11 protein-coding genes are annotated in these 25,750 nt (G+C 38.0%); 9 read left to right on the top strand and 2 right to left on the bottom strand.

Going from position 1 to position 25,750, the window contains the following annotated elements; genetic code table 11:
• Nucleotides 1-160 precede the first annotated feature (160 nt).
• Both JL102_RS05685 and JL102_RS05680 read right to left on the bottom strand, forming a co-directional pair.
• Nucleotides 161-2,632, bottom strand: a complete 2,472-nt coding sequence (locus JL102_RS05685) for a TonB-dependent receptor domain-containing protein (RefSeq protein WP_202243272.1) — start codon at nt 2,630-2,632, stop codon at nt 161-163.
• Between the two features lie 153 nt (nt 2,633-2,785).
• The gene (locus JL102_RS05680; RefSeq protein ID WP_202243271.1) at nt 2,786-3,025 is read right to left on the bottom strand and encodes a hypothetical protein; all 240 of its coding nucleotides are present in this window, start codon (nt 3,023-3,025) and stop codon (nt 2,786-2,788) included.
• A gap of 476 nt (nt 3,026-3,501) precedes the next feature.
• Here JL102_RS05680 and JL102_RS05675 point away from each other — a divergent pair, with 476 nt between their 5' ends.
• The 9 genes from JL102_RS05675 to JL102_RS05635 all read left to right on the top strand — a co-directional run bounded on the left by JL102_RS05675 (nt 3,502) and on the right by JL102_RS05635 (nt 25,731).
• Nucleotides 3,502-6,657, top strand: coding sequence for a SusC/RagA family TonB-linked outer membrane protein (locus JL102_RS05675; RefSeq protein WP_202243270.1), 3,156 nt, complete (start codon nt 3,502-3,504; stop codon nt 6,655-6,657).
• Between the two features lie 18 nt (nt 6,658-6,675).
• Complete coding sequence (locus tag JL102_RS05670; RefSeq protein ID WP_202243269.1) at nt 6,676-8,394, top strand: RagB/SusD family nutrient uptake outer membrane protein; 1,719 nt, start codon at nt 6,676-6,678, stop codon at nt 8,392-8,394.
• A gap of 15 nt (nt 8,395-8,409) precedes the next feature.
• The gene (locus tag JL102_RS05665; RefSeq protein ID WP_202243268.1) at nt 8,410-9,573 is read left to right on the top strand and encodes a glycan-binding surface protein; all 1,164 of its coding nucleotides are present in this window, start codon (nt 8,410-8,412) and stop codon (nt 9,571-9,573) included.
• Nucleotides 9,574-9,595: 22 nt separating this feature from the next.
• Nucleotides 9,596-11,140, top strand: coding sequence for an IPT/TIG domain-containing protein (locus tag JL102_RS05660; RefSeq protein WP_202243267.1), 1,545 nt, complete (start codon nt 9,596-9,598; stop codon nt 11,138-11,140).
• Between the two features lie 172 nt (nt 11,141-11,312).
• Nucleotides 11,313-13,460: a CehA/McbA family metallohydrolase gene (locus JL102_RS05655; protein ID WP_202243266.1), complete on the top strand. Its 2,148-nt coding sequence runs from the start codon at nt 11,313-11,315 to the stop codon at nt 13,458-13,460.
• Between the two features lie 239 nt (nt 13,461-13,699).
• On the top strand, nt 13,700-17,821 hold the full coding sequence (locus JL102_RS05650; protein ID WP_202243265.1) for a hybrid sensor histidine kinase/response regulator transcription factor: 4,122 nt from the start codon (nt 13,700-13,702) through the stop codon (nt 17,819-17,821).
• A 189-nt stretch (nt 17,822-18,010) separates the two neighbouring features.
• Nucleotides 18,011-20,851 (top strand): TIM-barrel domain-containing protein, encoded by a 2,841-nt coding sequence (locus tag JL102_RS05645; RefSeq protein ID WP_202243264.1) that lies wholly within the window; start codon nt 18,011-18,013, stop codon nt 20,849-20,851.
• Nucleotides 20,852-21,048: 197 nt separating this feature from the next.
• The gene (locus JL102_RS05640; protein WP_202243263.1) at nt 21,049-24,132 is read left to right on the top strand and encodes a SusC/RagA family TonB-linked outer membrane protein; all 3,084 of its coding nucleotides are present in this window, start codon (nt 21,049-21,051) and stop codon (nt 24,130-24,132) included.
• 12 nt (nt 24,133-24,144) lie between these two features.
• Entirely contained in the window at nt 24,145-25,731 is a 1,587-nt protein-coding gene (locus JL102_RS05635; RefSeq protein ID WP_202243262.1) for a RagB/SusD family nutrient uptake outer membrane protein, read from the top strand.
• Nucleotides 25,732-25,750: the final 19 nt, after the last annotated feature.

Below are 25,750 nucleotides of genomic sequence, written 5' to 3'. Positions count from 1 at the left end.
TTCTGGGCACCCGATAGAGGTTTAGGTTAACTCTTTAAGTAGGGTTAATGAATAGGATATAATAAGCTTTAACTCCAATTGAATAGAGAGTCTGAGGAAATAAAAAAGCCGTCTTAAAATGCTTAAGACGGCCTTCTTAATAAATTTCTATATCTAACCTTTAGAATTGAGACTGCTGAGCATCTCCTCCCTGTTTTTGGTCATTATTCTGTATCTTGCTTCTTCTTTGTCTTTGTTTGAAGTCAAGCTTACCAAACTTATAGCTGAAGTTAATCCCGAATGATCTGAATGGTATCTGGTTTTCACTTGTCTGATAGTAGGTGTCTCCTTTTAATTCAGTACCGAAAGTCTGATATTTACTGAATGGCTGAGTCACATTCACTCCTATGCTTCCTCTATCTCCCCATATTTTCTTTTTGATTCCCATACTAAAAATGGAAAAGGAAGGCATATAACCTTGTAAGGTCTGTCTTTTAGGTCTATAAAAGCCGAACATATCAATGATCCAGTCATCTCCTAGAGTAATATTAGAGTTAAGGTTTCCATCCCATAGTACTGCATCGTTGCTTACAGTTTCGCCATCAATTACACCCTCAGCATCATATGTGTATAGGTTGAATCCTCCTCTTACTGTCCAGATTTTAAAGAACTTCACAGAGGTAAATAAGTTGATACCGTAAGATTGGTTCTTTCCAATATTAAGGTAAGTGGTTTCATAAATATCATCTTCGTTTACCGTTAGATAGCTTTCTATGACATCGGTAGTTCTTTTATAGAACACACTGGCATTGAGCGAGGCGCCTTTTATGAATGCACTGTAGCCTACTTCATATTGATCGGTAAGCTCAGGGTTCAGTTCAGGATTACCATAGCTAACGTTATTATTGTTTGAGATTTGCTCATATGGGTTGATATACCTCAAGCTTGGCCTTTGGATCCTGCGACTAAAGCTTGCTTTTAGGCTATTCATTTTGCCTATTTTTCTGCTTACAGTAATGTTGGGTAAGAAGTTGTCATAGTCATTGCCAAAATTATCATCATTGGCATCTCTGAAGTTACCAGATATTTCTGTGTATTCATATCTAACCCCAGCTAGTATGCCATACTTGCTTCCTAGTTTTAGATTACCAGAGAGGTATCCTGCATAAACATCTTGATTATAATCTAAGTAATCGCTACGGTTATCTTGAATTACAAACTGCTGAGATTGATTGTTGTATATTTGGTAATTATAATCACTAGTTAAGTTTCTTAATATACCTTTAGCTCCAGCTTCAAGCGTAAACTTCTTGCTTATCGGGTTGGTGTAATCCAGTTGGAAAGCGTGCTCATTATTATCCCCATCATTGATGTTTTTTTCATTAATATCATAGGTTTCTGGAGCCGCTAATAAATCTGTTTGAGTAATTCTATAGTCTTGATCTTGTGTGTTATTATCAAGCTTATAAGAGGCTGCAAGTTCATGACCTTCTTTGCCGGGGAACTTGAAGATATAATCAAGCGACCATTCAAAACCACCGAAAGCATTTTCGCTATCAGTAGTTCTTAAATACTGTTCATTTATACTCGGTGCGGTGATGGTACCCAATACATCATTGTCTGAATCAAAAGCAAATTTTCTAACTCTAAATGACGTAGAAAGGCTGTGAAAAGCATTGAAGTCATAAAATGCTCCGATGTTACCAAAATATCCACCTCGATTTGATTCATCAGTTCCATCTTCTTTTTGTATTCTCTGACGGGTGTAATCTTCCGAATAATAATTAGAGTTACCTTCTTGAGGCCATTGCATAAAGCTGCTAATATTGGCGTTAAAGCCGAATCGGCCTTTGCCTGCAGTAATGCTTCCTGATCCTCTATTAAAACGAGATCCTACTGTGAGATCAACATTACCGGTGAAGCCTTCCGCCTCTCCTTTTTTGGTAATGATGTTAATAATACCTGCAGTGCCTTCACCTTCGTATTTAGCAGAGGGGGTGGTTATGACCTCTACACTTTTGATATTATCTGATGGGATGGCTTTTAAAGCTTCGCCAGGATTGCTGGCAAACATGCTGGAAGGTTTACCATTTATGAGGATTTTAACATTCTGATTTCCGCGCATGGATACATTGCCTTCCAGGTCTACATTAAGTAAAGGAGCCCTTCTTAATACCTGAGAGGCATCTCCTCCCGCATTGGCTACATCTTGATCTGCATTGTAAACAATTTTATCAATTTTGTTTTCAATCAGGTCCTTTTGCCCTTTTACTACTACTTCTTCTAATTCTGTAGACGAGCCAGTTAGTTTTACGTTGCCCAAGTTGGCATCAGGAGTTTTAGGGGTAAGACTTACGTCTCTAGTGATGGTTTCGTAGCCCACAAAAGAAATTAACAGCTTATAATCCCCTGATGGGATATTATTCAGTTTGAAACTGCCATCCTCTTCGGAAATGGTACCGTTTACATCTTTATTGGTTTCGGGGTTTCTTAAAACCACGGAGGCAAAAGATAACGGAGATCCTGTGGTGGCGTCTAATAAAGTACCGGATACTTTACCTTTTATCTGCTGATTGCTAGACGGAGGAGGTCCTTGCTGAGCAAATGCAGTGAGGCAAAAAAATACGGCAATACATGTAAATATATTTCTCATAAAATTAAATAGGTTCTACTTGTAAAACTAAGGAGAATTTGATTGGTTGACTAAAAATGATAAATGGTCAGATAGGAATTAATCTGGAGACTTCGGCAGGGCGAATGGCGGGGGAATGATTCAGAAAGAAGGTTAATGAAAAAGTGGGGTTCTTTATGAATCCCACTTTTTAATAATGTCATCAATAGTAGACAATAAATCGTCTCTGCTTTTCTCTGAAAGCAAATATTTTCGTTCAAATAAACGTATGGCCATTTCATTCATGATAAAATGATTTCTTAAGAAATCAAGTCTATCATTCATATTATCAAGGCCTTTGTATTTATTTCTTTCGGTAGGAGATTCCATAATTAATTCCACCTTGTTCATAAATACATCAGAATCATGAAGCATAACTAAAGCAACTTTTATTGTTAACGCGGCAAATCAATTTTTTGATTTTGGTCATTCAAATGTGCATTTAAATTTCAGAAATTAATAGTTGTATTTGTGGAATTTTTTATTATCACTGAAATGATATATTTAAAAAGAATCGACGTAAAATTATATTTAATTTTTTACAATTGACGGAGCTTTTCTTTCACTTGCCTTCAAAAATCACCAGAGTTTTTTTTAGAAAATCATCTTCAATTTAGCCTACAGTAACTCTTCTTGAGTATAACTGAGACGGATGTAACATAATGCAAGGGCATTTATTTCAAAGTATGGTAATGTTTATTTATATGCTATAAATTAAGTATATGAAAATCACTGAATATTCTCATTAATCTACTTCTTTATGCAAACGTTTGGTTTTTTTGCTATCATTTTCAAACAGATTGTAATAAGTGGGTGGTGAGTGGTTTGAGTGAATTTAAACCTACCTAACTATGAAAAAACTGTTACTACTACTACTATGCTTTGGTGTCATAGGAGCATCCTGGGCTCAGGATAAAACTATTCATGGTAAAGTTACTTCGCAGTCAGACGGCGAGTCTTTACCAGGTGTAAATGTAATCATTAGAGGAACTACAAAAGGAACTACTACTGACTTTCAGGGGAATTATAGTCTGGCGGTGCCAGAAAATGCAGTGTTGGTCTTTTCTTTTATTGGATATGCTACGATTGAAGTTCCTATAGGCAATCGGACTGTGGTTAATGCGGCTCTTTCAGATGATATTACTGAATTGGAAGAGGTGGTAATTACCGGGTATGGATCCATCAGAAAAAAAGATCTTACCAGTGCGCACACTACTGTAGGTGCAGAGCAAATGGAAAAAACGGTAAATACAACCATAGAGCAGGCCATACAAGGGCGGGCGGCTGGGGTGTACGTTACTCAAAACTCTGGCCAGCCAGGGGGAGGCATGTCTATTAATATTAGAGGTGTAAGTTCTATTAATGGAAATACACAACCTTTATATGTTATAGATGGTGTACAGATAGAAGCTGAGCAGGCCTCAGGCCCTCAAAGTTCATCTAACCCTTTATCAGGTCTTAATCCTGCAGATATTGCCTCTATGGAAATTCTTCAAGGGCCTTCGGCCACGGCACTTTATGGCTCTAGAGCTACAAATGGTGTAGTGGTAATTACTACCAAAAGAGGTAAAGCCGGAGATATTAGAATTACTTATGGCTACCAGTTTAGTGTTCAAAGCGAACCTCAAACTCTAGATGTGATGAATTTGAGGCAATATGCTCAGATGGTGAACGAATATCATGAAATAGAAGGCGGAGAAGTGCCAGTGGAGTATTTGGATCCATCTATTTTAGGAGAGGGAACTGATTGGCAAGGTGCTTTATTTGATAAGGCAACTATGAATAAGCACCAGCTTAGCCTGAGCGGAGGTAGTGATAAGACCAAATATTATTTCTCTGGTGAATATATGAATCAGGAGGGTATTGCAATAGGTTCTGGCTTTGAGAGGTATTCATCTCGGTTAAACCTGGATAATCAGGCTAATGACTGGCTATCAATAGGTGTTAATCTGAGTTATAATCAGACCAATGAAAAACTTACCACCAGCCAGGAAAATATAATATCTACGGCCTTACAACTCTCTCCGAATATACCAGTAAGAAACTTTGATGGTACGTATGGAGGTGGAGATGTAGATAATAACCCTGCAGAACAATTTGTGCTACCAAATCCTATTGGTTTGGCTAATATTACAACTAATGATAAACTAAAAAGGCAACTTTTAGGAGGCATTAATGTAACCCTCACATTAATGAAAGGCCTTACATTCAAAAGTAGCCTAAATAGTAACTGGGAAAATAGTGAAGTAACTTATTTTCAGCCTTCCTATCAATTTGGCTCACAAAGGAGGGATTATGCTAATTTGAGTGAGTATACTAATAGCAATACCTATTGGAACTGGAACCAGATGTTGCAATATGTGAAGGTTATTGGTAAACACAATATTAATGTCATGGCCAGTCATGAAGCTCAAAAATCGCACTGGAAAAATGTATCAGCAGGTATATCCGATTTTATAGTAGAAAATATTATAGATCTTAATCTTGGTAATGATGCCACGGCCTCTAATGGCGGAGGGAAAGGTAGTTGGGCTATGGAATCTTATCTGGCAAGGGCTAATTATAATTATGATGATAGGTATTTGTTAATGGCCGCCTTTAGGGCTGATGGCTCTTCTAATTTTGGAGAGAACAATAAGTGGGGCTACTTCCCTTCGTTCTCAGTGGCATGGAGAGTGTCTGAAGAGCGATTTTTTGAATTGCCCATGATCAATGACCTGAGGTTAAGGTATGAAAACGGCCTTACCGGTAATCAGGGCGGAGGAGGATACATATATGGATCTTTGAATGCCATAAATACGCCTTGGGGTACAGGTTTTGCCTTAGCAAGATACCCTAATTCTGATCTTCGTTGGGAAGAGACTAAAACCAATAATTTTGGCTTAGATGTGTCTTTTTTTGATAATCGATTACAAGTAGAATTAGATTATTACATTAAAAAGACCGATAACCTTTTAACGCCGGCAGCCAATCCATCTTATCTAGGGGTGAATGGAACAGGGAGTATTGCTAACCCTTATGTAAACTTAGGTTCGCTGGAAAATAAAGGGTGGACAATTGCTTTAAATACGGTGAACATAGATAACAATGGCTTTACCTGGCAAACTAACCTTAATGTTTCTCATATAAATACTGAGATTACTGCCCTAAGCACTCCTACAGGTTTCTATTCCAGAACATCTTGGTGGATGGATGACTGGACCCAACGAGCTACTGTAGGAGAAGCTCCCTGGTTATTTTATGGATATGTGGTAGATGGCATATTTCAGTCTGTAGATGAAATAGAAGCTAGCGCCATACCAGTGGATAATAATGGTGATAAAATCAAAATCGATCCATCAGGAATATGGGTGGGTGATTATAAATACAGAGATATCAGTGGACCAGACGGTACACCAGACGGAATAATTGACACTTATGATCAAACTTATATTGGTAATCCATGGCCTAAGTTTTTTGCAGGTATTACTAATACCTTTTCATACAAGGGCTTGGAGCTGAGTGTTCTAGTTACTGGTGTTCAAGGGAATGATATTTATAATTATGTAAATAGGGAGAACACCGATCCTAATAATATTAACCTCAGTAGAAACCTGCTGCTAGATGCTATGGATTATGCTAAGATTGGTACAGATGCTGATGGCAATCCTGTATTAGAAAATGTAGGCACCGATATAGCCAGAATCAATCCGAATAGCCTTAATAATAACTTCAACAGGCACACTTCCAGAAACGTAGAAGACGGGTCTTACATAAGAATTAAAAATATCAGCCTAAGTTATAACCTACCTAGTTCCATTATAGGAAAGCAGAAAATAGTACGTGGCGCTCGCGTAACCTTGAGTGCTCAGAATGTGGCAACATTTACCAAATACTCTGGCTATGATCCTGAAGTGGGCTCTTATGTAGGGGCTAATGTAGATGCTGGTAATCAGGCAATTGGTCTTGATAATGGGCGCTACCCGCTTACCCGGATCTATTCTTTGAGTGTAGGAATTGATTTTTAATTGTAAAAGATCAAAAAAATGAAAACTAAGAAAACCTTATATATTCTTTGGGCAGCTATACTATCAATTGGAGTTATGAGCTGTTCTGATGACTTTCTGGAATTACCACCAGAAGCCTCTGTAGTGGACGAAAACTTTTATCAGAATGATAATCAACTGCTGGCTGCTACAGCACCATTGTACAACTTAGGTTGGTTCGATTATAATGATAAAGCTTCTTATAACTTAGGAGATTTTAGGGGTGGCTCTGCTTATAGTGCATATAACGACAGGGAAAATGTGGAGTTCAATACCACAGCTAATACTCCTGAAAATGTGGCCGCCTGGCGAGCTTTTTATAATGTAGTAGCCCAGGCCAACGTAACGATATATAACATCAATCAATTTGCTACAGAGGATGTTTCTGAAGAAATGAAGACCCACTGTATAGCAGAAGCTCGTTTTATGAGAGCACTTGCTTACCGTTACCTTGTGATGAACTGGGAGGAGGTACCGGTTATTGTTGATAATATTAAGATCCTTGATAATCCGTATAATGTGAAGCGTAATACAGTGAGCAGTGTTTGGAAATTTATCACTCATGAATTTAGAGCTGCCGCTAGAGATTTGCCCGAAACACCAAGATTAGAAGGAAGAGTAACTAAATGGGCAGCTGAGGGAATGCTGGCAAGAACTTACTTAACACGAGCCGGAGTTCCTGAAAACTACGGCTTGCAAGAAGAAAGGACCGTAACTCGTGATCAAGCGTTTCTTGATAGCGCTAAGTATTTCGCTGATAGGGTCATCAATCTGAGTGGTGCTAGTCTTTTAACTAATTATGCAGATCTTTTTCGCACACCTTATGATAATAATCCGGAGTCATTATTTTCATTACAGTGGGTTTTTGTAGATGCTAACTCATGGGGAACACAAAATAGTACACCAGCCTATTTAACTCATTATGCTGAGCTTGGTAATAACGGAGACGGCTGGGGAGGTGATAAAGGAGCTACCTTCTGGATGCTCAGCCTTTATGACGGTTTCAATCCTATATCACCATCAGGAGATACGTTGAAAGGACATACGGCAGATGCACGACTAAAGGCCACATTTATGTTGCCAGGGATGGTTTATGATGAATTGGCCTACCAAGATGGGGCTAATGTGAAAGAAGGTTATAAGGTGCCTTTTAATGGAGGAGATGGAGCTAATGCGCTTAATTATGCTGCAGTGAAGAAATACGTGGTGGGTCGGTTAGACCCTGAAGAGGGAACCAAGCAGTTTTATTCACATGACACCTACATGCTACGTTTGGCAGAGATATACTTGATATATGCAGAAGCGGTTCTGGGAAATAATGAATCCACAACAGATGGTACTGCGCTGGAGTATTTTAATCGTATTCATGAAAGAGCCACCAGAGAGCGTGTTACTTCAATAACCTATAAGGATATTTTCGAGGAAAGAGTGAAGGAGTTTGCGATGGAAGGGATGATTTGGTATGACCTGGTTCGTTTACATTATTATAATCCTACGGAGGCATATAAAATTATAGAGTTACAAGATAGAGGCATTTACTTTATTGAACCCAATGAGGTGGATAATCCTACAGAATGGACCATCTATAAGACCCTATGGGATGACAATCGCAGTTTTAATGCTAGTTCTGGAAACTTTAAAATACCACTACCAGCTGTAGAGGTAAGTATAGCACCAAATTTACTGCAAGACCCTGTTCCTTATGATTTTAATGAATAATATGAGATGAAGATTATGAAAACAGTATATATCAATTGGCTCTACATCTGTATGATTCTGTGTGTAAGCACTTTGTACATCGGCTGTTCTGATGATGATGAAGTAAATGGTGGGCAGCCAAGAATAAGATTTGTAAGAATGACTGACCCTGCTTCTTCAGACTCACTTTTAGTGGCCAGCTACCAAAGTAATATGGTGGCTATTATGGGTGAAAATCTGGATAAGACAGTAGAAGTTTGGTTTAATGATAAAAAGGCAGGATTGCTGCCCACCTTCGTTACCAATACCTCCATACTCACTACTATACCTGCAGAGTTACCCGAAGTAATTACTGATCAGCTTAAGCTGATTTTTGATAACGGAGATTCTTTAATGTATGATTTCTCCATAGAGATCAGTGAGCCGGTTTTGAGAAATATGATGAGTGAATATGTAAGTGCAGGAGATACTGCCAGAATAAGAGGACAGTATTTTTATGGGCCGCTTAAGGTTGACTTTTCTGGAGGTGCTACTGGAGAAGTAATTAATATTAATGAAGAAAATACGGTTATAGATGTGATAGTCCCTGAAGGAGCAGAAAAAGGGCCTATTACCATAGAGTCTAGTTTTGGAGTGGGAGAGTCAGGTTTTTGGTTTAGAGATGATAGAAATATTATTATGGGTTCTGAAGAGACCGATTTTAATGGCTGGTGGGGAGGACAGAGCTTTATAGAGGAGAAAGATCCCGTTATTGAGAATATTAATGGAAATTTTGTGCGATTAGACCAAGCAATAGGAGCCTGGGGGTGGATAGAGTTATATACAGGTGAGGGAGGTACCATAGAGCAGGCTACTTCTAATATACCTAAAGATGCTTTTAATTCCCCAAGTAGTTATAGTTTGAAATTTGAGGTATATCCGATTTCAGATATGTCTGGGGCTCAGTTAAGAATGTACATAGGTAATGCTGAAGGTTTAGATGCAGCCAGGCAAAAGAATTACTATATATGGGCTCCAAATTTTAATGTTACTGACAAGTGGCAAACGGTGAGTATACCTTTTAATGAATTTATGCTCAATAATGGTAATCCTGTCTATAATGAAATGGGGTATCAGGTTTCATTTTATTTCACAGGCCCTGTGCCATCTTATCTCAATTTTGGAATGGATAACGTAAGAGTGGTTCCAAACAAGGAATAAATCATTATTAATAGAAATTGACATGAAAAAAGTATTTAGCAATAAAATAGGTCTCATATTGTCATATTTATTTTTGATGGTTTTATTACCCTCATGTGAAGATGATGATGTAGATAATGGTGTAGAGCTTCTTAGCTTTGGACCATCGGGAGTTCGGCATGGAGAACAGGTTCAGTTTATAGGTAATAACTTAGATAGGGTAGATACCGTGGAACTGGCTGGTGACATTATGATACCAAAAGCTGAATTTGTAAGCCAATCTAATGAAGTTATTGAGGTGATTATTCCTAAAGAAACGGAGGAAGGTTATGTCATACTACATACTTCTGAGGGTATGATTACCACTAAAACTAAGCTTAGTTTTAATGTGCCTGTAGAAGTAAGTTCCTTTTCTACTTCTGTTGTAAAGCCAGGGTCTAACATTACATTTAGAGGTAATTACATGAACTGGGTAGAAAGTGTAGTGTTTGCCAGCAATGTCACAGTTACTGATTTTGAAAGTAAAAGCATGACAGAGCTTGTGGTGAAAGTGCCACCTGAGGCTCAGACGGGACTCATCACTTTATATTCTGGGGGTACAGAGCCTGTAACCATCGAGATGGATGAAGAACTAGAAGTAGTATTACCTACTATTAGTTCTATTTCGCCTCTTTCTCTGAAACATGCTGATCACCTCACTGTTACGGGCACGGATTTGGATTTGGTGAGCGGCATTCGTTTTCCTGATGACTCTGTAGTAAGTAATTTTATAAGTCAGTCAGAATCTTCTATAGTTGTAGAGGTGCCAATTACATCTACTAGTGGTAGTATAGAATTGATAATGCCGTCTACAGTAGAGGTAGAAAGCACCGATGAAATAAGTATTATATTGCCAGTAACTACCAGTATAGCTCCCGAATTGGCTGAGTTGGAAGATGATGTTACCATAACCGGTACAGATCTTGACCTCATAAAAAGTATCACCTTCAAAGCTTCAGCGGTAACTATTACAGAGTTTATAAGTAAATCTCCAACACAAATAGTAGTAACTATACCTAAAGATGCGAAGAGTGGGGCGCTTACTTATAAAACGATCAATGATTTTGAAGTGATATCTGAAGTGAATGCTTCGTTAAATGTGTCAGAAGTATATTATGTGTATGACGATGCCCTCAATGCTAATTGGCAGCTTTGGGATGGTTGGGGTACCGAATTGAAAGATGCAGCTAATACAGAACAGCCGAAAACTGGAAGTAGAGCCATTAAAGTTATATATAATAATGATTATGGAGCGATACAATTACACCCAGTTACTGATGTTGATGTTTTTAATAAATTCAACACTATAGTTTTATCTGTATATGGAATGGCAGGAACAGAAGGTAATAGCATGGCTATTGAATTGTTAGACGCTAATGGGGGAAGAGCTGAATCCACTTTTACAGTGAAAGAAGGAGAATATAAAGAGGTAGAAATACCAATTAGTAATTATGCAAGTATAGATCTTACCCAAATTAATGAAGTTTATATTAAAAACTATGGAGTGACTGATAATGCAGTTTACATAGATGATTTTCAATTGAAATAGTTTTTTATTCATAGGAAGTGGTTTGAGGGCGTCTCATTATTTGAGGCGTCCTCTTTTTATTATTAGTTAGTTAATATTAACTGTAGCTTCATAATTCACAATTTATTAATCACTAAAACTGGGGTAATAGTAGGGGTGTAACTTCAGGTAGTAAATCTAAAACCAATTACCAATGAAAAATTTTACACTTTTACTTATTCTTTGTTTTACCCTTTTTAGGTTCTCACTTTCACTTGCTCAGTCTGTGGGAGATTATAATGTCTATTATGGTCATCTGCATAATCATACGAGCTACTCTGATGGTACCGGTACTCCTGTCGATGCTTACACACATGGAAGAGATATAGCGGGGCTTGATTTTATGGGGCTGTCAGAACATGGCATTCAGATGTCTAATTCTGAATGGAACCGATTAAAAAATACGGCTAATGAATACACCGAAACAGGCCGGTTTGTGGCTTTTTGGGGCTTCGAGTGGTCTAGTAACCTTCTTTACGGGCATGTAAGCGTTTTTAATACCAATAATTTAGTGAATGTACTTAATACTTTTTCTTTTTCTGACCTTAAAAAGTGGCTGGACGGACAAGACGGTGTAGCTTTTTTTAACCATCCTGGCAGGGAGGATAATGGAGTGGAATTTGAACATTTTAACACTGCACCTCATGATAAGTTTGTAGGAATGGAGCTATGGAACAAAGGCCGAGGTTTTGAAGAATATTACTATAATGATGGCTATGAGTTGGATGATGAGGGTTTAAGCTACTTTGATGAGGCCTTAACCCGAAATTGGAAGATAGGCGCTTCGGGTTCTCATGATCACCATGGTACCTCTTGGGGTGAGACGGACATGGCCATGGCTATTTTGGCTCCAGAGTTGAGCCGAGAAGCATTATATAGTGCCCTTCAGGCAAAAAGGTTTTATTCTACTGAAGATCGATCATTGGTGCTTTCTTTTCAGCTCGGTGGAGAAGAAATGGGCAGTACTCTTGTTGAAGAGGCTAATCAATTGATTCGAGTGAGAGCTTTTGATGAAGAAGACGAAAAAATAAGTGCAGTGCAGCTGTATAGAAATGGCCTTCTTTTTTATGAATGGGCCCCTAATACCACTTCAGTGGATTTAACTAAAGAAATAACCACATCTGAAAATGAATATTATTACGTAAAAATAACGCAGGAAGATGGAGATGAAGCCATTTCTTCACCGGTTTTTATTGAAGGTAACAATAGCAATAATGCGCCTCAGGTAAAGCTAATATCACCAGAAAAGGATGCGATATATAGCAAAAATGCTTCTATCCACTTATTGGCTGAAGCCAGTGATAACGATGGATTAATCGCTAAGGTTGAATTTTATGATGGAGATAAAAAAATAGGAGAGGATAATAACAGGCCTTATGAATTTGAATGGAACAACGTCTCCATAGGCAATCATTTTGTTACAGCCAGAGCTTTTGATGACCGGGGACTTTCAAAGGCTTCTTTATTATCAAAAATAAAGGTAAAACAGGAAGCGCAAATTCAGCTGACAGCTCAAATATCATCAGGAAAGGATGATGCTGAAGAAGGTTGGAGTACAGTGGTTTATAATAACAGTAGCGATTTGGAGCTTGTATATGATGATTGGTTAACAGGAAATCAAACTATAGGTCTTCGTTTTAATCAGATAGGTATTCCTAATGGAGCAGAAATATTGAATGCCTATGTACAGTTTACTACAGATGAGACATCATCAGAATCTACTCAGGTAACAGTAAAAGGAGAGAAAAGCGGATCACCCCAGCCATTTGAAGGTGAAAATCGAATATCTACAAGGGCAGTTACTTCAGCGCAAGTAACATGGGCTATACCTGCCTGGAACGTGGTGGGAGAGTCAGGTGACAAGCAAAGAACTCCTGATTTGAGTGCTGTTTTGCAAGAAATAATTTCATTGGAAGATTGGAGGTTTAATAATTCAATGGCCTTAATATTAAATGGAAAGGGTAAGAGAATAGCGGAGTCTTATGAGGGAGATGCTTCCGGAGCAGCTAAGTTATTTGTTACTTATACTAATTCACCTCAAAATACTATGGAATTTGTTCAAAGAGAGTCATCTCAGGTCGAGCTATTTCCTAACCCTGTTATCAATACCTTTACTATACAATCAGAGGCGGATGAATTGCAAATTTCAGCTTTTGATTATACACAACACCAGGTAGATTTTGATTTGGAAAAGACAGAGTCAGGCTACATAATTGATGCTACCCATTGGGAAAGAGGTATGTATGTGGTGAAAGTACAAGGCGCTGATGGAATTACTATTTTTAGAGTTTTGAAAAAATAAAACCAATAATATTTCTAGTATAAAATTTTCATACACAGACTGTTATCATAATAGTCTGTGTATTGATTTTAATAAAGGACTTAATAATTTATATTTACCACCCAAAATATAATACTAGAGCCAATTTAGCATGGCTTAATGGATAGGAAGAAGAGAAGTGGTGCTTTCAATTCTTTTATCCTTCAATTTTAGCGTAAACTATTTTTAATAATTTCGCATATCATTTTTTAAGGTGGTGAATGAAAAGTATATCAGCTTTACTCATATATAATGTATTATTTATAGTTACGGTATTTAGTGTTCACGCTCAGGCACCGTTGCCTTATCAGTTTGAATCATTAAATGCTAATGATGGCCTTACCCATGGAGAGGTTAATTGTGTGTTTAAAGACAGGAATGGATTTATCTGGATTGGCACTGGCAATGGCCTTAATCTTTATAATGGATATGCTTTAAAAGTATTTAGAAACAACCCACGAGATTCAACCTCTTTACGAGGAAATCACATAGAAGCTATTTTTGAAGATCCTGAAGGTAAAATTTGGATAAGAACACAACAGGGAATAAGTATCTATGATCCGGTATTGGAGACATTTCATGACTTGGGAGAGGCGGAGCTAAAGAAGTATCGGCTGCCCAATTTAGAAGTGCTGGATATTTCTACTTATAATAGTGATACATACTGGTTTGTAAATAAAAAAGGAGGTATTACCAGTTATAATACTTCTGATAAGCAAACTACCCACCTTACTCCCCCTAAGTTAGCTACTAATGATGTGACTTGTCTGCGCTATAACACTCAAGGAGATGTATGGATTATGCATACCAATGGTGTTTTACAAAAACTAGATAAAAGCAGCCATCAGGTAATAGAGACTTATAAGGATCTTTTTGCTCAGTATGCTAATATGAATATCAATTATGAGTTCATGGTAGACAGTATGGACGATTTATGGATTTACCTCTTAAGTTATGGAAAAGGGGTATATCAATATAACCCCACCAATAAAAGCTTGATTTCTTATAACAAATCGTCTGAAAAGCTGCGATTGAATAACGATTTTGTTATAGATGCAGTGGAGGAGTCGCCAGGCGTAATTTGGCTGGGAACTGACCATGGAGGCATTAATATTATTGATAAACAAAAGAATAAGGTTACATACATTGAGCACCATCCGGAGGTGAACAATAGCCTGTCTCATAACAGTATTTACTGCTTATATAAAGATAGAGATAATATCATCTGGGTAGGAACTTATAAAAATGGCGTTAATTTTTACCATAAGGGTATCAAGCGTTTTCGTCATTATAAAAACCTGGTATCAGAGCCAGGAAGCTTACCTTTTGATGATGTGAATAGGTTTGTTGAAGATCAAAAAGGTAATATTTGGATTGGCACCAATGGAGGAGGCTTACTCTATTTCGATAGAGAAAAAAACACCTTTAAACAATATAAGGCAGATCCAAATGACCCTAAAAGTATTAGCAGCAATGTAATAGTAAGCATGCTGCTGGATAGACAACATACGCTATGGGTAGGTACTTATATGGGAGGTTTAAATACCTATAATGGAGATGATTTCGAGCGTTTTGAGCCTGACGATGATGACGCAGCCAGTATTTCTGATGACAATATTTGGGAGCTTATGGAAGACTCAAAAGGTAATGTGTGGGTCGGCACCTTATCTCATGGCTTAGATAAATATAATCGAGAGAAAAAGGCCTTTGAGCATTTTCAGGTAGACACCTTAAAGACACAAAATTCTTTACACAGTAATTATATTTTAGCACTGGAAGAGGATGATAATGGCAATATTTGGGTTGGAGGTGGAAATGGGATTGATATTTTCAACCCTAAAAGCAAAAAGGTAAGGCACATAGAAAGTGAACCTAAAGACTCTGTAGGCCTGGCTAGTAATACTATTTATTGTTTTCATAAAGATTCTAAAGGGCAAATCTGGGTAGGAACTCAGCAAGGCTTGCATGTATATGGTAAAAAAGGAGCCTTATCTAAGCTGTTTACCACCGTAGATGGTTTACCGCATAATACTATTTTTACTATTCTTGAAGATAATGACCATAACATTTGGGTAAGCACGCCTAACGGTCTCTCACATATTATTGTTAATGAAAATGGCGCGCCGCTTAACGCTCCTAAATTTATCAATTATGATGAAAGTGATGGTTTACAGAGCAAAGTATTTAATGAAAATGCCGCTTTAAAAACAACTGATGGCATGTTGTTTTTTGGAGGGCCTAATGGTTTTAATGTATTTGACCCTGCCGAGATAGAAGTAAATAAAGACATACCAGAAGTAGTTTTTACGGGTTTTCACCTCTTTAACGAAAAGGTAGAAGTAGGTGAAAAGCAGAATGGAAGAATCTTACTCAACAAAGCACTGTCTTATACTGATCAGGTTACCCTAAAGCACTATGAAAATGTGTTTTCTATCGAATTTGCTGCCTTAAATTTTTTGCACCCCGGTAAAAATAAATATCGCTATAAGCTAGAAGGCTTTGATAAGCAATGGCGCGTAACTTCATCTCACCGGGTAACATACACTAACCTTGACCCAGGTAATTATACTTTTAGGGTTCTTGCTTCTAATAATGATGGCTTTTGGAACGAAAAGGGAACTAGTCTGAATATAAAAGTAAGGCCTCCTTTCTGGAAAACAGCTTGGGCATATACTGTTTACACCTTATTAGTTTTGGCTGCGTTATACCTTGGCCGGAAAATGATGCTGAGGAGGGAAAGACTCAAGTTTCAGATAGAACAGGAGCGCCGAGAGGCCAGGCAAATGCATGAGCTTGATTTACTAAAAATCCGCTTTTTCACTAATGTAAGTCATGAGTTTAGAACACCGCTTTCACTTATACTGGCTCCGCTGGAGAAGCTCTTAGGAAGCGGTAAGGACGATATGCAAAGCCGCCAGTTACAGATGATCCATAGAAATGCCAAGAGGTTATTGAACTTGGTGAATCAGTTACTCGATTTCCGGAAGCTAGAGGTAGATACTATAGGCTTACATCCTTCCGAAGGCAATATAGTAAGGTTTGTAGAGGAGTCCGTTAAGTCTTTTTCAGACCTTTCTGAAAATAAGAATATTGAGCTCACTTTTGACAGCACTACCAGTGATTTCTTTGCTTCTTTTGATATGGACAAGCTGGAAAAAGTGTTGTTTAATCTACTTTCTAATGCATTTAAGTTTACCCCCGAAAAAGGAAAAGTACATGTGGAAGTAAGCTCATGGGATAGTGATAAAGACATAGAAGAGCTTAAAGTATTACAAATTCGTATTTCAGACACAGGTATTGGAATTAGTAAGGAGCAACAAAATAAAATTTTCACACGCTTTTTCAGGAGCGATACTCCTGGCAGTGTGCTTAACCAGGGCAGTGGTATAGGTTTAGCTATTACCAAGGAATTTGTAAAAATACATGGCGGTACTATACATGTAGATAGTGAGCTGGGCAAAGGCACTGTGTTTACCGTTCGTATTCCTGTAAAAGTGGTTAGGCAGACTCATCAAGAAGAAAAACCATTAGAAAAGGCTAACCTTAGCGATGTTATCCATGGTATAGCTTCGCATACCCAAGATACTCCTTTGGTGCTATTAGTGGAGGATAATGAAGATTTTCGGTTTTATTTAAAAGATAACCTGGGCGTTCACTTTAAAATATTAGAAGCCCAAAATGGTAAAGAAGGGTGGCAAAAGGCATTGTCTGCACTGCCAGATTTGATAGTGAGTGATCTCTCTATGCCCGAGATGAACGGCATGGAGCTGTGTGAAAAGGTAAAAGCGGATAACCGTACCTCACACATTCCTTTTGTATTGCTTACGGCTCATAGTAATAATGATAAAAAACTGAAAGGGCTCAATGTAGGGGCAGATGATTATATCACTAAGCCATTTAACTTTGAGATATTGCTTTCACGAATAAAAAACCTGATACAACAGCGCCAAGCCATGCAAGAGGCCTTCACTAAGAAAATTACTGTGGAGACCAGCGAAGTAGACATCATATCCTTAGACGACAAGCTGATACAGCAAGCTATTAAAGTAGTAGAGGAAAACATTTCTAATCCCGATCTCTCAGTAGAGATGCTGAGCAGAGAGCTGGGTATGAGCAGAACACACCTCTATAAAAAGATGGTCTCTCTTACCGGCAAAACCCCGGTGGAATTCATCAGAAAAATAAGGCTACAACGTGCCGCCCAATTCTTAAGAAAGAGTCAGCTTACAGTAGCCGAAGTGGCTTACCAGGTAGGCTTCAACAATAGAAAGTACTTTAGTAAATACTTCAAAATGGAGTACGATGTGCTACCATCTACTTACGCAGAACAGCATAATAAATAACAAGGGTAGATTTTTCTATCAGGCAGGGGAAAATGCATCTTAAAACCCTTTAAAGGCTCTGTTAACCATTTGAGCCTACATTTGAAACATTTGATACCCCCTTAAATACACTATTCTTTATACATTGGCTCCTGCAATCGATTGATGATTGCAGGTAATAGCGATACCCACATTATGAGTAAACGATCAATGAAATTAATTAAGTCTAGTGTATTAGTCTTTCTGCTATGTTTCCACCTAGTGTCTTGCACCTCGGTAGACTCTGAAGAAAGTAATTACGAAAAACTATCTGATGGTATTGTATTGAAACTCTCGCCTACTAAAGAGGGAGATGCACAATGCCTAAAAGTGAAAGTGATATCTGATGAAATTATTCAGGTAGCCTCTACTCCTGAGAAGGAAATGCCCGAAGACAAAAGTCTTATTATAGTAAATAAAGAGACTTCTAAAGATTGGGAACTTGTAGAGGAAGAGAACAACCTAATCATCTCCACCAGCAAGCTAAGAGTTAAAATCGATCCTAAAACAGGAGCGGTAGCTTTCTTTGATAAAGAGGGAAATGAAATAGTTAGTGAAGTAAGCGGGGTGACCTCAGAAGAGGATGATTACAAGTTTGTGAAATATTTCAGCACGGATGATAGCGAAGCTTTTTATGGCTTAGGTCAGCATCAGGAAGGAGTAATGAATTATAAAGGATATCAGGTAGATCTCACTCAGTATAACTCTACTGCTGTGGTGCCCTTTGTGGTTTCTAGCAAAGAGTATGGTTTACTATGGGATAATTACTCTATTACTAAATTTGGAGATGTAAGGCCATATAAAGAATTATCAGATTTAACCTTGTATAATAAAGATGGTGAAAAAGATAATCTTACAGCTACATATGGTTTCCTGGATGATAGTAAAAAACCTTTTTTAGTTAGAAATGAAAACAAGATAGCTTATGAGTTTCTGGAAAGTATGGAGCCACTTCCTGAAAATTATGATATGTCTAAAGCCAAAATTGTTTGGGAAGGTGCTATTGAAAGTGACAAAACCGGTAAGCATACTTTTCTTATGCCTGGTGCAGGATATGTGAAAGTATGGATTAACGGAGAATTACTGCTTGATAAATGGCGTGAAGCCTGGAACCCCGGCCCTGCTTTATTTACCTACTCACTGCAGTCGGGGCAAAAACAATCGATTAAAATAGAATGGATTCCTGATGGAGGTGTTTCCTATCTTGCATTAAGGTATTTGCCTCCTGTAGAGGAGCAAATGAAGGATAAATTTGCTTTTGCTTCGGAAGGGGGAGACCTCACCAGCTACTACTTTGTTCATGGAAATAATCTTGATGAGGTAATAAGCGGTTACAGAAAATTAACTGGTTCTGCTCAGGTTATGCCTAAATGGGCCCTTGGATTCTGGCAAAGTAGAGAACGCTACAAAACTCAGGAAGAGGTACTTAATGCGGTAAAAGAATTCAGAAAAAGAAACATTCCTCTTGATAACATTGTGCTAGACTGGTCATACTGGGAAGAAGATCAGTGGGGTAGTCAAAAGTTTGACGCCACGCGTTTCCCTGATCCTAATGGTATGATTAAAGAAATCCATGAGAAATATAATGCTCACTTCATGATTTCTGTTTGGCCTAAATTCTATGAAGGCATTGATAACTATAAATTTTTAGATGAAAAAGGCCTTCTCTATAAAAAGAGTATAGAAGACAGTGTAAAAGACTGGATTGGTCAGGGCTACGTGTCTACTTTCTACGATGCCTATAACCCAGAAGGAAGAAAAGCATTTTGGGAGCTGCTGAGCAAAAATCTATTTTCTAAAGGAGTAGATGCCTGGTGGCTAGATGCTACCGAGCCAGATATTCTTTCTAATGCTACTATTGAGTATAGAAAAGAGTTAATGAACCCCAACCACTTGGGCTCAGCTACTGATTATTTCAATGCTTATTCACTAATGAATGCAAAAGGAATTTATGAAGGGCAAAGGGAGGAGAATCCTAATCAAAGGGTATTTATTTTGACACGTTCGGCTTTTGCAGGGCTGCAGCATTATGGTGCAGCTACCTGGAGTGGTGATATTGCGTCTACCTTTGGTGAAATGGAAAGACAAATACCTGGAGGGCTTAACTTCGGTCTTTCCGGTTTACCTTACTGGACTACAGACATAGGAGGCTTCTTTGTAGAAAACAAATATGACAGACCGGCACCACAAGGCGAAGCCTTAAATGAATGGAGAGAACTCAATGCCAGATGGTATCAGTTCGGAACCTTTACGCCTCTTTATAGAGCACATGGTCAGTTTCCTTACAGAGAAGTATACAACATTGCTCCTGAAAGTCACCCTGCTTATAAGTCAATTGTTTATTATAATAAGCTGAGATACAGGCTTATGCCTTACATCTACTCATTAGCCGGTAAAGTTCACTTTGATGACTACACCATTATGAGAGCTTTAGTGATGGACTTTAATGACGATAAAGAAGTATATGACATCGCTAACCAGTTTATGTTTGGCCCAAGCTTGCTAATCAACCCTGTTACAGAATACAAGGCTACATCCAGAGAGTTATACCTACCTAAGTCAAACGGATGGTATGATCTGTACAGTGGTAAATTCTATGAAGGAGGCCAAACTATGGAAGCTGATGCTCCTTATGAGAGAATGCCGATTTTCGTAAAAGCAGGAGCCATTCTTCCCTTCGGACCGGAGATAGAATATACTACCGAAAAACCTGCTGATCCTATTACACTTTATGTGTACAAAGGAGCCAATGGCAGCTTTGAACTCTATGAAGACGAAAACATTAACTATAACTACGAACAAGGGAGGTTTAGTAAAATCTCATTCAGTTATGAGAATGCTACAAACACCCTTACGATAGGCACGCGCAACGGATCATTTGACGGTATGCTACAGGAGAGAACTTTCCATATCATCGCTATTGATAAGTCAAATGCTAAAGAACTCAATTTTGATCAACAGCCTCAGCAAACTATCCAGTATACTGGAGCAGAGGTGAAGGTTAAAATTTGATACAGGTAATTGAATGCGCCTGAGAAGGCGGTTTTAAATTATAACCCTAATAACTAAACTACAAATTTTTAAAAATTGAAGTGTTCGGATGTACCCAAGCATCCGGGCACGTTGATGAGTCTTTTTAAGCTAACAGCTGCAAACGTTTGTGAACTCACAGTGCTTTGCAGCCAAGTAACAACTTAACTTAAAACACAATGAAAAAAATACTACTTATGTTATTGCTATTTTGCTTTTGTGAAATGGCATATGCCCAGCACACCGTGCGGGGGAAAGTTACAGCAGGAGGCGAGAGCGTACCTGGTGTAAGTGTGGTGGTACAAGGTACTACTAAAGGTACCACCACTGATATCGAAGGTAATTATTCACTTGAGGTAGCCACTGGTAATGAAACACTTGTGTTTTCATTTATTGGCTATGCCACTCAGGAAGTCTCTCTTAATGGAAGAACTCAGATAAATATTAACTTGGAAGAAGACGTTACCGAGCTTCAAGAAGTAGTGGTGATAGGTTACGGTACTCAGAAGAAATCTTTGAATACAGGAGCAAACCTTCAAGTAAAAGGAGAGGACATACAAAGGCTAAGTACTACCAATGCCTTACAAGGAATGCAAGGGCAGTCGGCCGGTGTGCAGATATCCTCCACTTCAGGGCAGCCTGGCGCAGGGTTAAATGTAACTATCAGAGGGCTTGGTACAGTAGGTAACTCATCACCTTTATATGTAGTAGATGGAGTGCTTACTTCTGATATCTCTTATTTAAATCCAGCTGATATTGAGTCAATTGATATATTAAAGGATGCCGCTTCAGCTGCAATCTATGGTTCTCAGGCAGCTAATGGAGTGGTATTAGTTACCACCAAGCAAGGAAGGGCTGGAAGTTCCAGGATTACTTTTGATGCTTACTATGGCGTACAACAAGTGCCAAATAAAATTGACATGCTTAATGCAAAAGAGTATGCCACTATTATGAATGAGCAAGCTATTAACTCTGGTAATTCACCCTATTTTACGCCAGGGGAAATAAATAGTATGGGCTCAGGCACAGACTGGATGGATGAAATGTTTGTGGATGATGCCATTACTGAAAATTACGCGCTAGGGCTCACAGGAGGAAGCGAAAAATCAGTATATTCTTCTTCTTTGTCATACACCTCTCAAGATGGTGTTGTAGGTGGTAAAGATCTTTCATCATATGAGAGATATAGCTTTAGGTTTAATTCAGAGCATGAATTGTTTGATGGTTTACTCACTTTTGGTGAAAATCTAACCTTTTCTTATACCAATGATCATGGTATAGGAGTAGGTGACCAATATAATAACGCATTGCGTTCCGCATTCAATACTAGCCCTTTCGTGCCTATGTATGATAATGATGGTAACTTCTGGGATAACTCAGGTTCTGAGTGGTACTCAGGGGAAGCTAATCCTTATGCACAAATGGTTTATGAAAATCAAAATGATAACAATGATCAGAAGTTATTAGGGAATGTTTATCTTGAAGTAGAGCCTATCAAAAACTTGAAATTCAGAACTAGTTTAGGTGTGGATTATTATGCTTATGAAGATCGGTCGTTTTCACCTGAGTTTCAGTTGTCTTCCTTTACATTTAGCAGAACTGCATCAGTAACTCAATCAATGGGTAAAGGAAAAAGCCTTTTATGGGATAATCTATTGTCATATGATCTTAACCTAAATGATATGCATGATTTCAAGTTTATGCTTGGAACTTCTGCCTATAAATTTTCAGGATCGAATATATATGGAACTAATAAGGACTTAATTCTTAAAGATTTAAAATATGCATGGCTTACAAATGCCACCAATAAAGGAGGAGATGCCATCACTTTAAGTGGAAGTCCGGAAGTTGAAAATAGAAGATTATCCTATTTTGGACGTGTAAGCTATAACTACAAAGAAACCTATATATTCAATGCTACTTTTAGAGCAGATGGCTCTTCTAACTTTGCCAGTGGTCATAGATGGGGATATTTTCCAAGTCTATCAGCAGGGTGGATGGTTACCAACGAAGATTTTTTAGCTGATGCAGATTGGTTAAACTCATTAAAGTTAAGAGCTAGTTGGGGAAGAGTAGGGAATCAAAGCATACCTCCTTTTCAATACCTTGTTCCTATAGTTATAGAAAAGACTAATTATACGTTCGGTGAAGAAGAAGGAGTGCTTACTCCTGGTGCTTATCCAAAGAGGCTTGCTTCCCAAGATATTAAATGGGAAACCTCTGAGCAGACAGATATAGGTTTTGATGCTAGATTAATGTCTGGTAAGCTTAGCGTTAATTTTGATTGGTATCGTAAGGTTACAAAAGACTGGCTAATACCAGCCCCGGTATTAGCAACAGCGGGAGCCCAGGCACCATTTATTAACGGTGGAGATGTGGTTAACAAGGGTATTGAATTAGCCTTATCTTATGGAGATAATGTCGGTGATTTTAACTATAACGTTAGTGTAAACGGAGCTTATAATAAAAATGAAGTTGGAAATATACCTACTTCTGATGGGATAATTCATGGCGAAAAAAATCAACTTTTTGATAACTCCCTAGAGTTTTACAGAGCACAAAGTGGTTATCCGATCGGATATTTTTGGGGTTATGAAACCAATGGTATTTTCCAAAATGAAAGCGAGGTAAGCTCTTATATTTCTAATGAGGGAACACTTATTCAACCTACAGCGCAGCCAGGAGACCTAAGGATTGTAGATCAGAATGGAGATGGAGTTATTAATGAATTAGATAAAACTAAGATAGGAGACCCTAATCCTAATTACACCTTTGGTATCAATTTATCTGCAGATTATAAAGGTTTTGATCTTTCTGTACTTGCTTCAGGAGTAGCAGGCAATCAGATAGTACAATCTTATAGAAACCAGGCCAATCAGTTTTCTAATTATACTACCGCTATATTAGACAGGTGGCATGGAGAAGGTACTTCTAATGATATGCCTCGTGTTACTCAAACTTCTGAGAACTTTACTCGTTTCACAGATCTTTACATCCATGATGGCGACTTTCTTAGAATCAGCAACATAACCCTGGGCTATAATTTTACTGATCTTATCAAAACAGATAAAGTGAAAAAGGCCAGACTTTATTTCTCAGTTTTAAACCTACATACCTTTACAAGATACAGTGGCATGGATCCAGAAGTAGGCTACGGAATAGATGGTAGTGGTGATCAAATAGGAGCCTTTTCTTCGGGTATTGATTTAGGCTACTATCCTAGGCCAAGAACTTATATGGTAGGAGTAAATCTTGAATTTTAAAACATGATCAAAATGAAAAAATTAAATATATACATATTAGCTTTTGCCATGTTTTTGGTAAGCTCTTGCGGAGACTATCTTGATGTGGAGCCAATCACTGATCTCACTGAACAGAATTTTTATCAAACGCCTAATGATGCATACACTGCGCTAGTAGGCTGCTATGATGGATTGCAAGTAGTCTATAATAGAGGAGTAGCTTTACCAGTGGCGGTAACTATATTTTCTGATAACTGTTTTGGTGGTACAGGAAACTCAGATAATTATGATTATCAGCTGTTAGATGAGTTTGATAATAGCAGGTCTCCTAATCAAAATATATTCGATGATACCTGGATTGCTTACTATGCTGCGGTTTATCGTTGTAATACACTACTTCAATACATGGAGCAAATTGATTGGAAAAATAATGAAGATCTCCGTGTTCAATATGAGGCAGAAGCCAGGTTTATCAGAGCGTACTTATATTTTGATATGGTAAGGTTATGGGGTCATATACCTCTTTTATTAGCTCCTTCAACAGAAAATATACCTCAGTCTTCTCCTGATGAAGTTTATAAAGCTATAGCAGATGATTTGAAGTTTGCAGCAGATAACTTAGATGCTATTTCTTATCCAGCTCAAGCTGATGAGGAATTTGGTAGAGTAACTAAGTATGCCGCTGAAGCTTTGATAGGTAGAGTGTATCTTTTTTATACAGGTTACTATAAAAAAACAGATCTGGCAGGAGTAATTACCAAAGCTGAGGCCTTAGCTTATTTGGAAGATGTCATTCAGAATGGAGGCTATTCACTACTGGAAAATTTCTCGGAATTATGGCCAGCAGCTTCTTTAGATCAATATGCAGGTGAACATAATCAAGAAACTATTTTCTCCATAAGGTATACTTACACTAGTGATTATAATGGCAATACAGATGGTAATCACTGGAAGGTTATGTTGGGTATTAGGGAGCAATCCGTTTACCCTTATGGTCAAGGTTGGGGAGCAGCCACTGTTACTCCAGAGTTTTGGAATACTTATGATGAAAATGATACCAGAAGAGAGGCCTCTATAATCTCTATTAAGGATGAAGGAATCAATTTTGAGAAACTAAAAAATCAAAGAGAATATACCGGGTATTATGTGAAAAAGTATAGTCCTATGAGTAATAAAGATGGCTCTAGTGTAGTAGAAGGTTTAGGACAAGGACTATTTCAAATAAGTCAATTTCAGGATTTTGTTGCAATAAGATATGCTGATGTTTTACTAATGGCAGCAGAACTAGGTAGCCCAAATGCTCAGAGCTATTTTGACGAAGTGAGGAGACGAGCCTATCAGGATGACTTCACTACACTCACAGTTACTAAAGATAATATCATTGAAGAAAGAAGGCTTGAGTTAGCTTTTGAAGGTATTCGTTACTGGGATTTATTGCGCCAAGGGGTAAATTATGCTGCACAAAAGCTAGCTACATCTACTACGGTACTAAATGGAGGAAAAGAAACTAAGAAGGTGATTAACCAAAGTGAAATTTTGGAAACGCAAGGCCTGCAGCAAATTCCGAATACTCAAATTACTTTATCAGGAGGGGTTCTAAAGCAAAATACAGGTTGGTAATTCTACACAAAACATTTGA

It is taken from the genome of Fulvivirga sediminis, assembly GCF_016757215.1.
GTDB classification, from domain to species: Bacteria; Bacteroidota; Bacteroidia; order Cytophagales; family Cyclobacteriaceae; genus Fulvivirga; species Fulvivirga sediminis.
The sequence above is the reverse complement of the archived record's forward strand: the minus strand, read 5'-3'. Positions and strand labels throughout refer to the sequence as shown.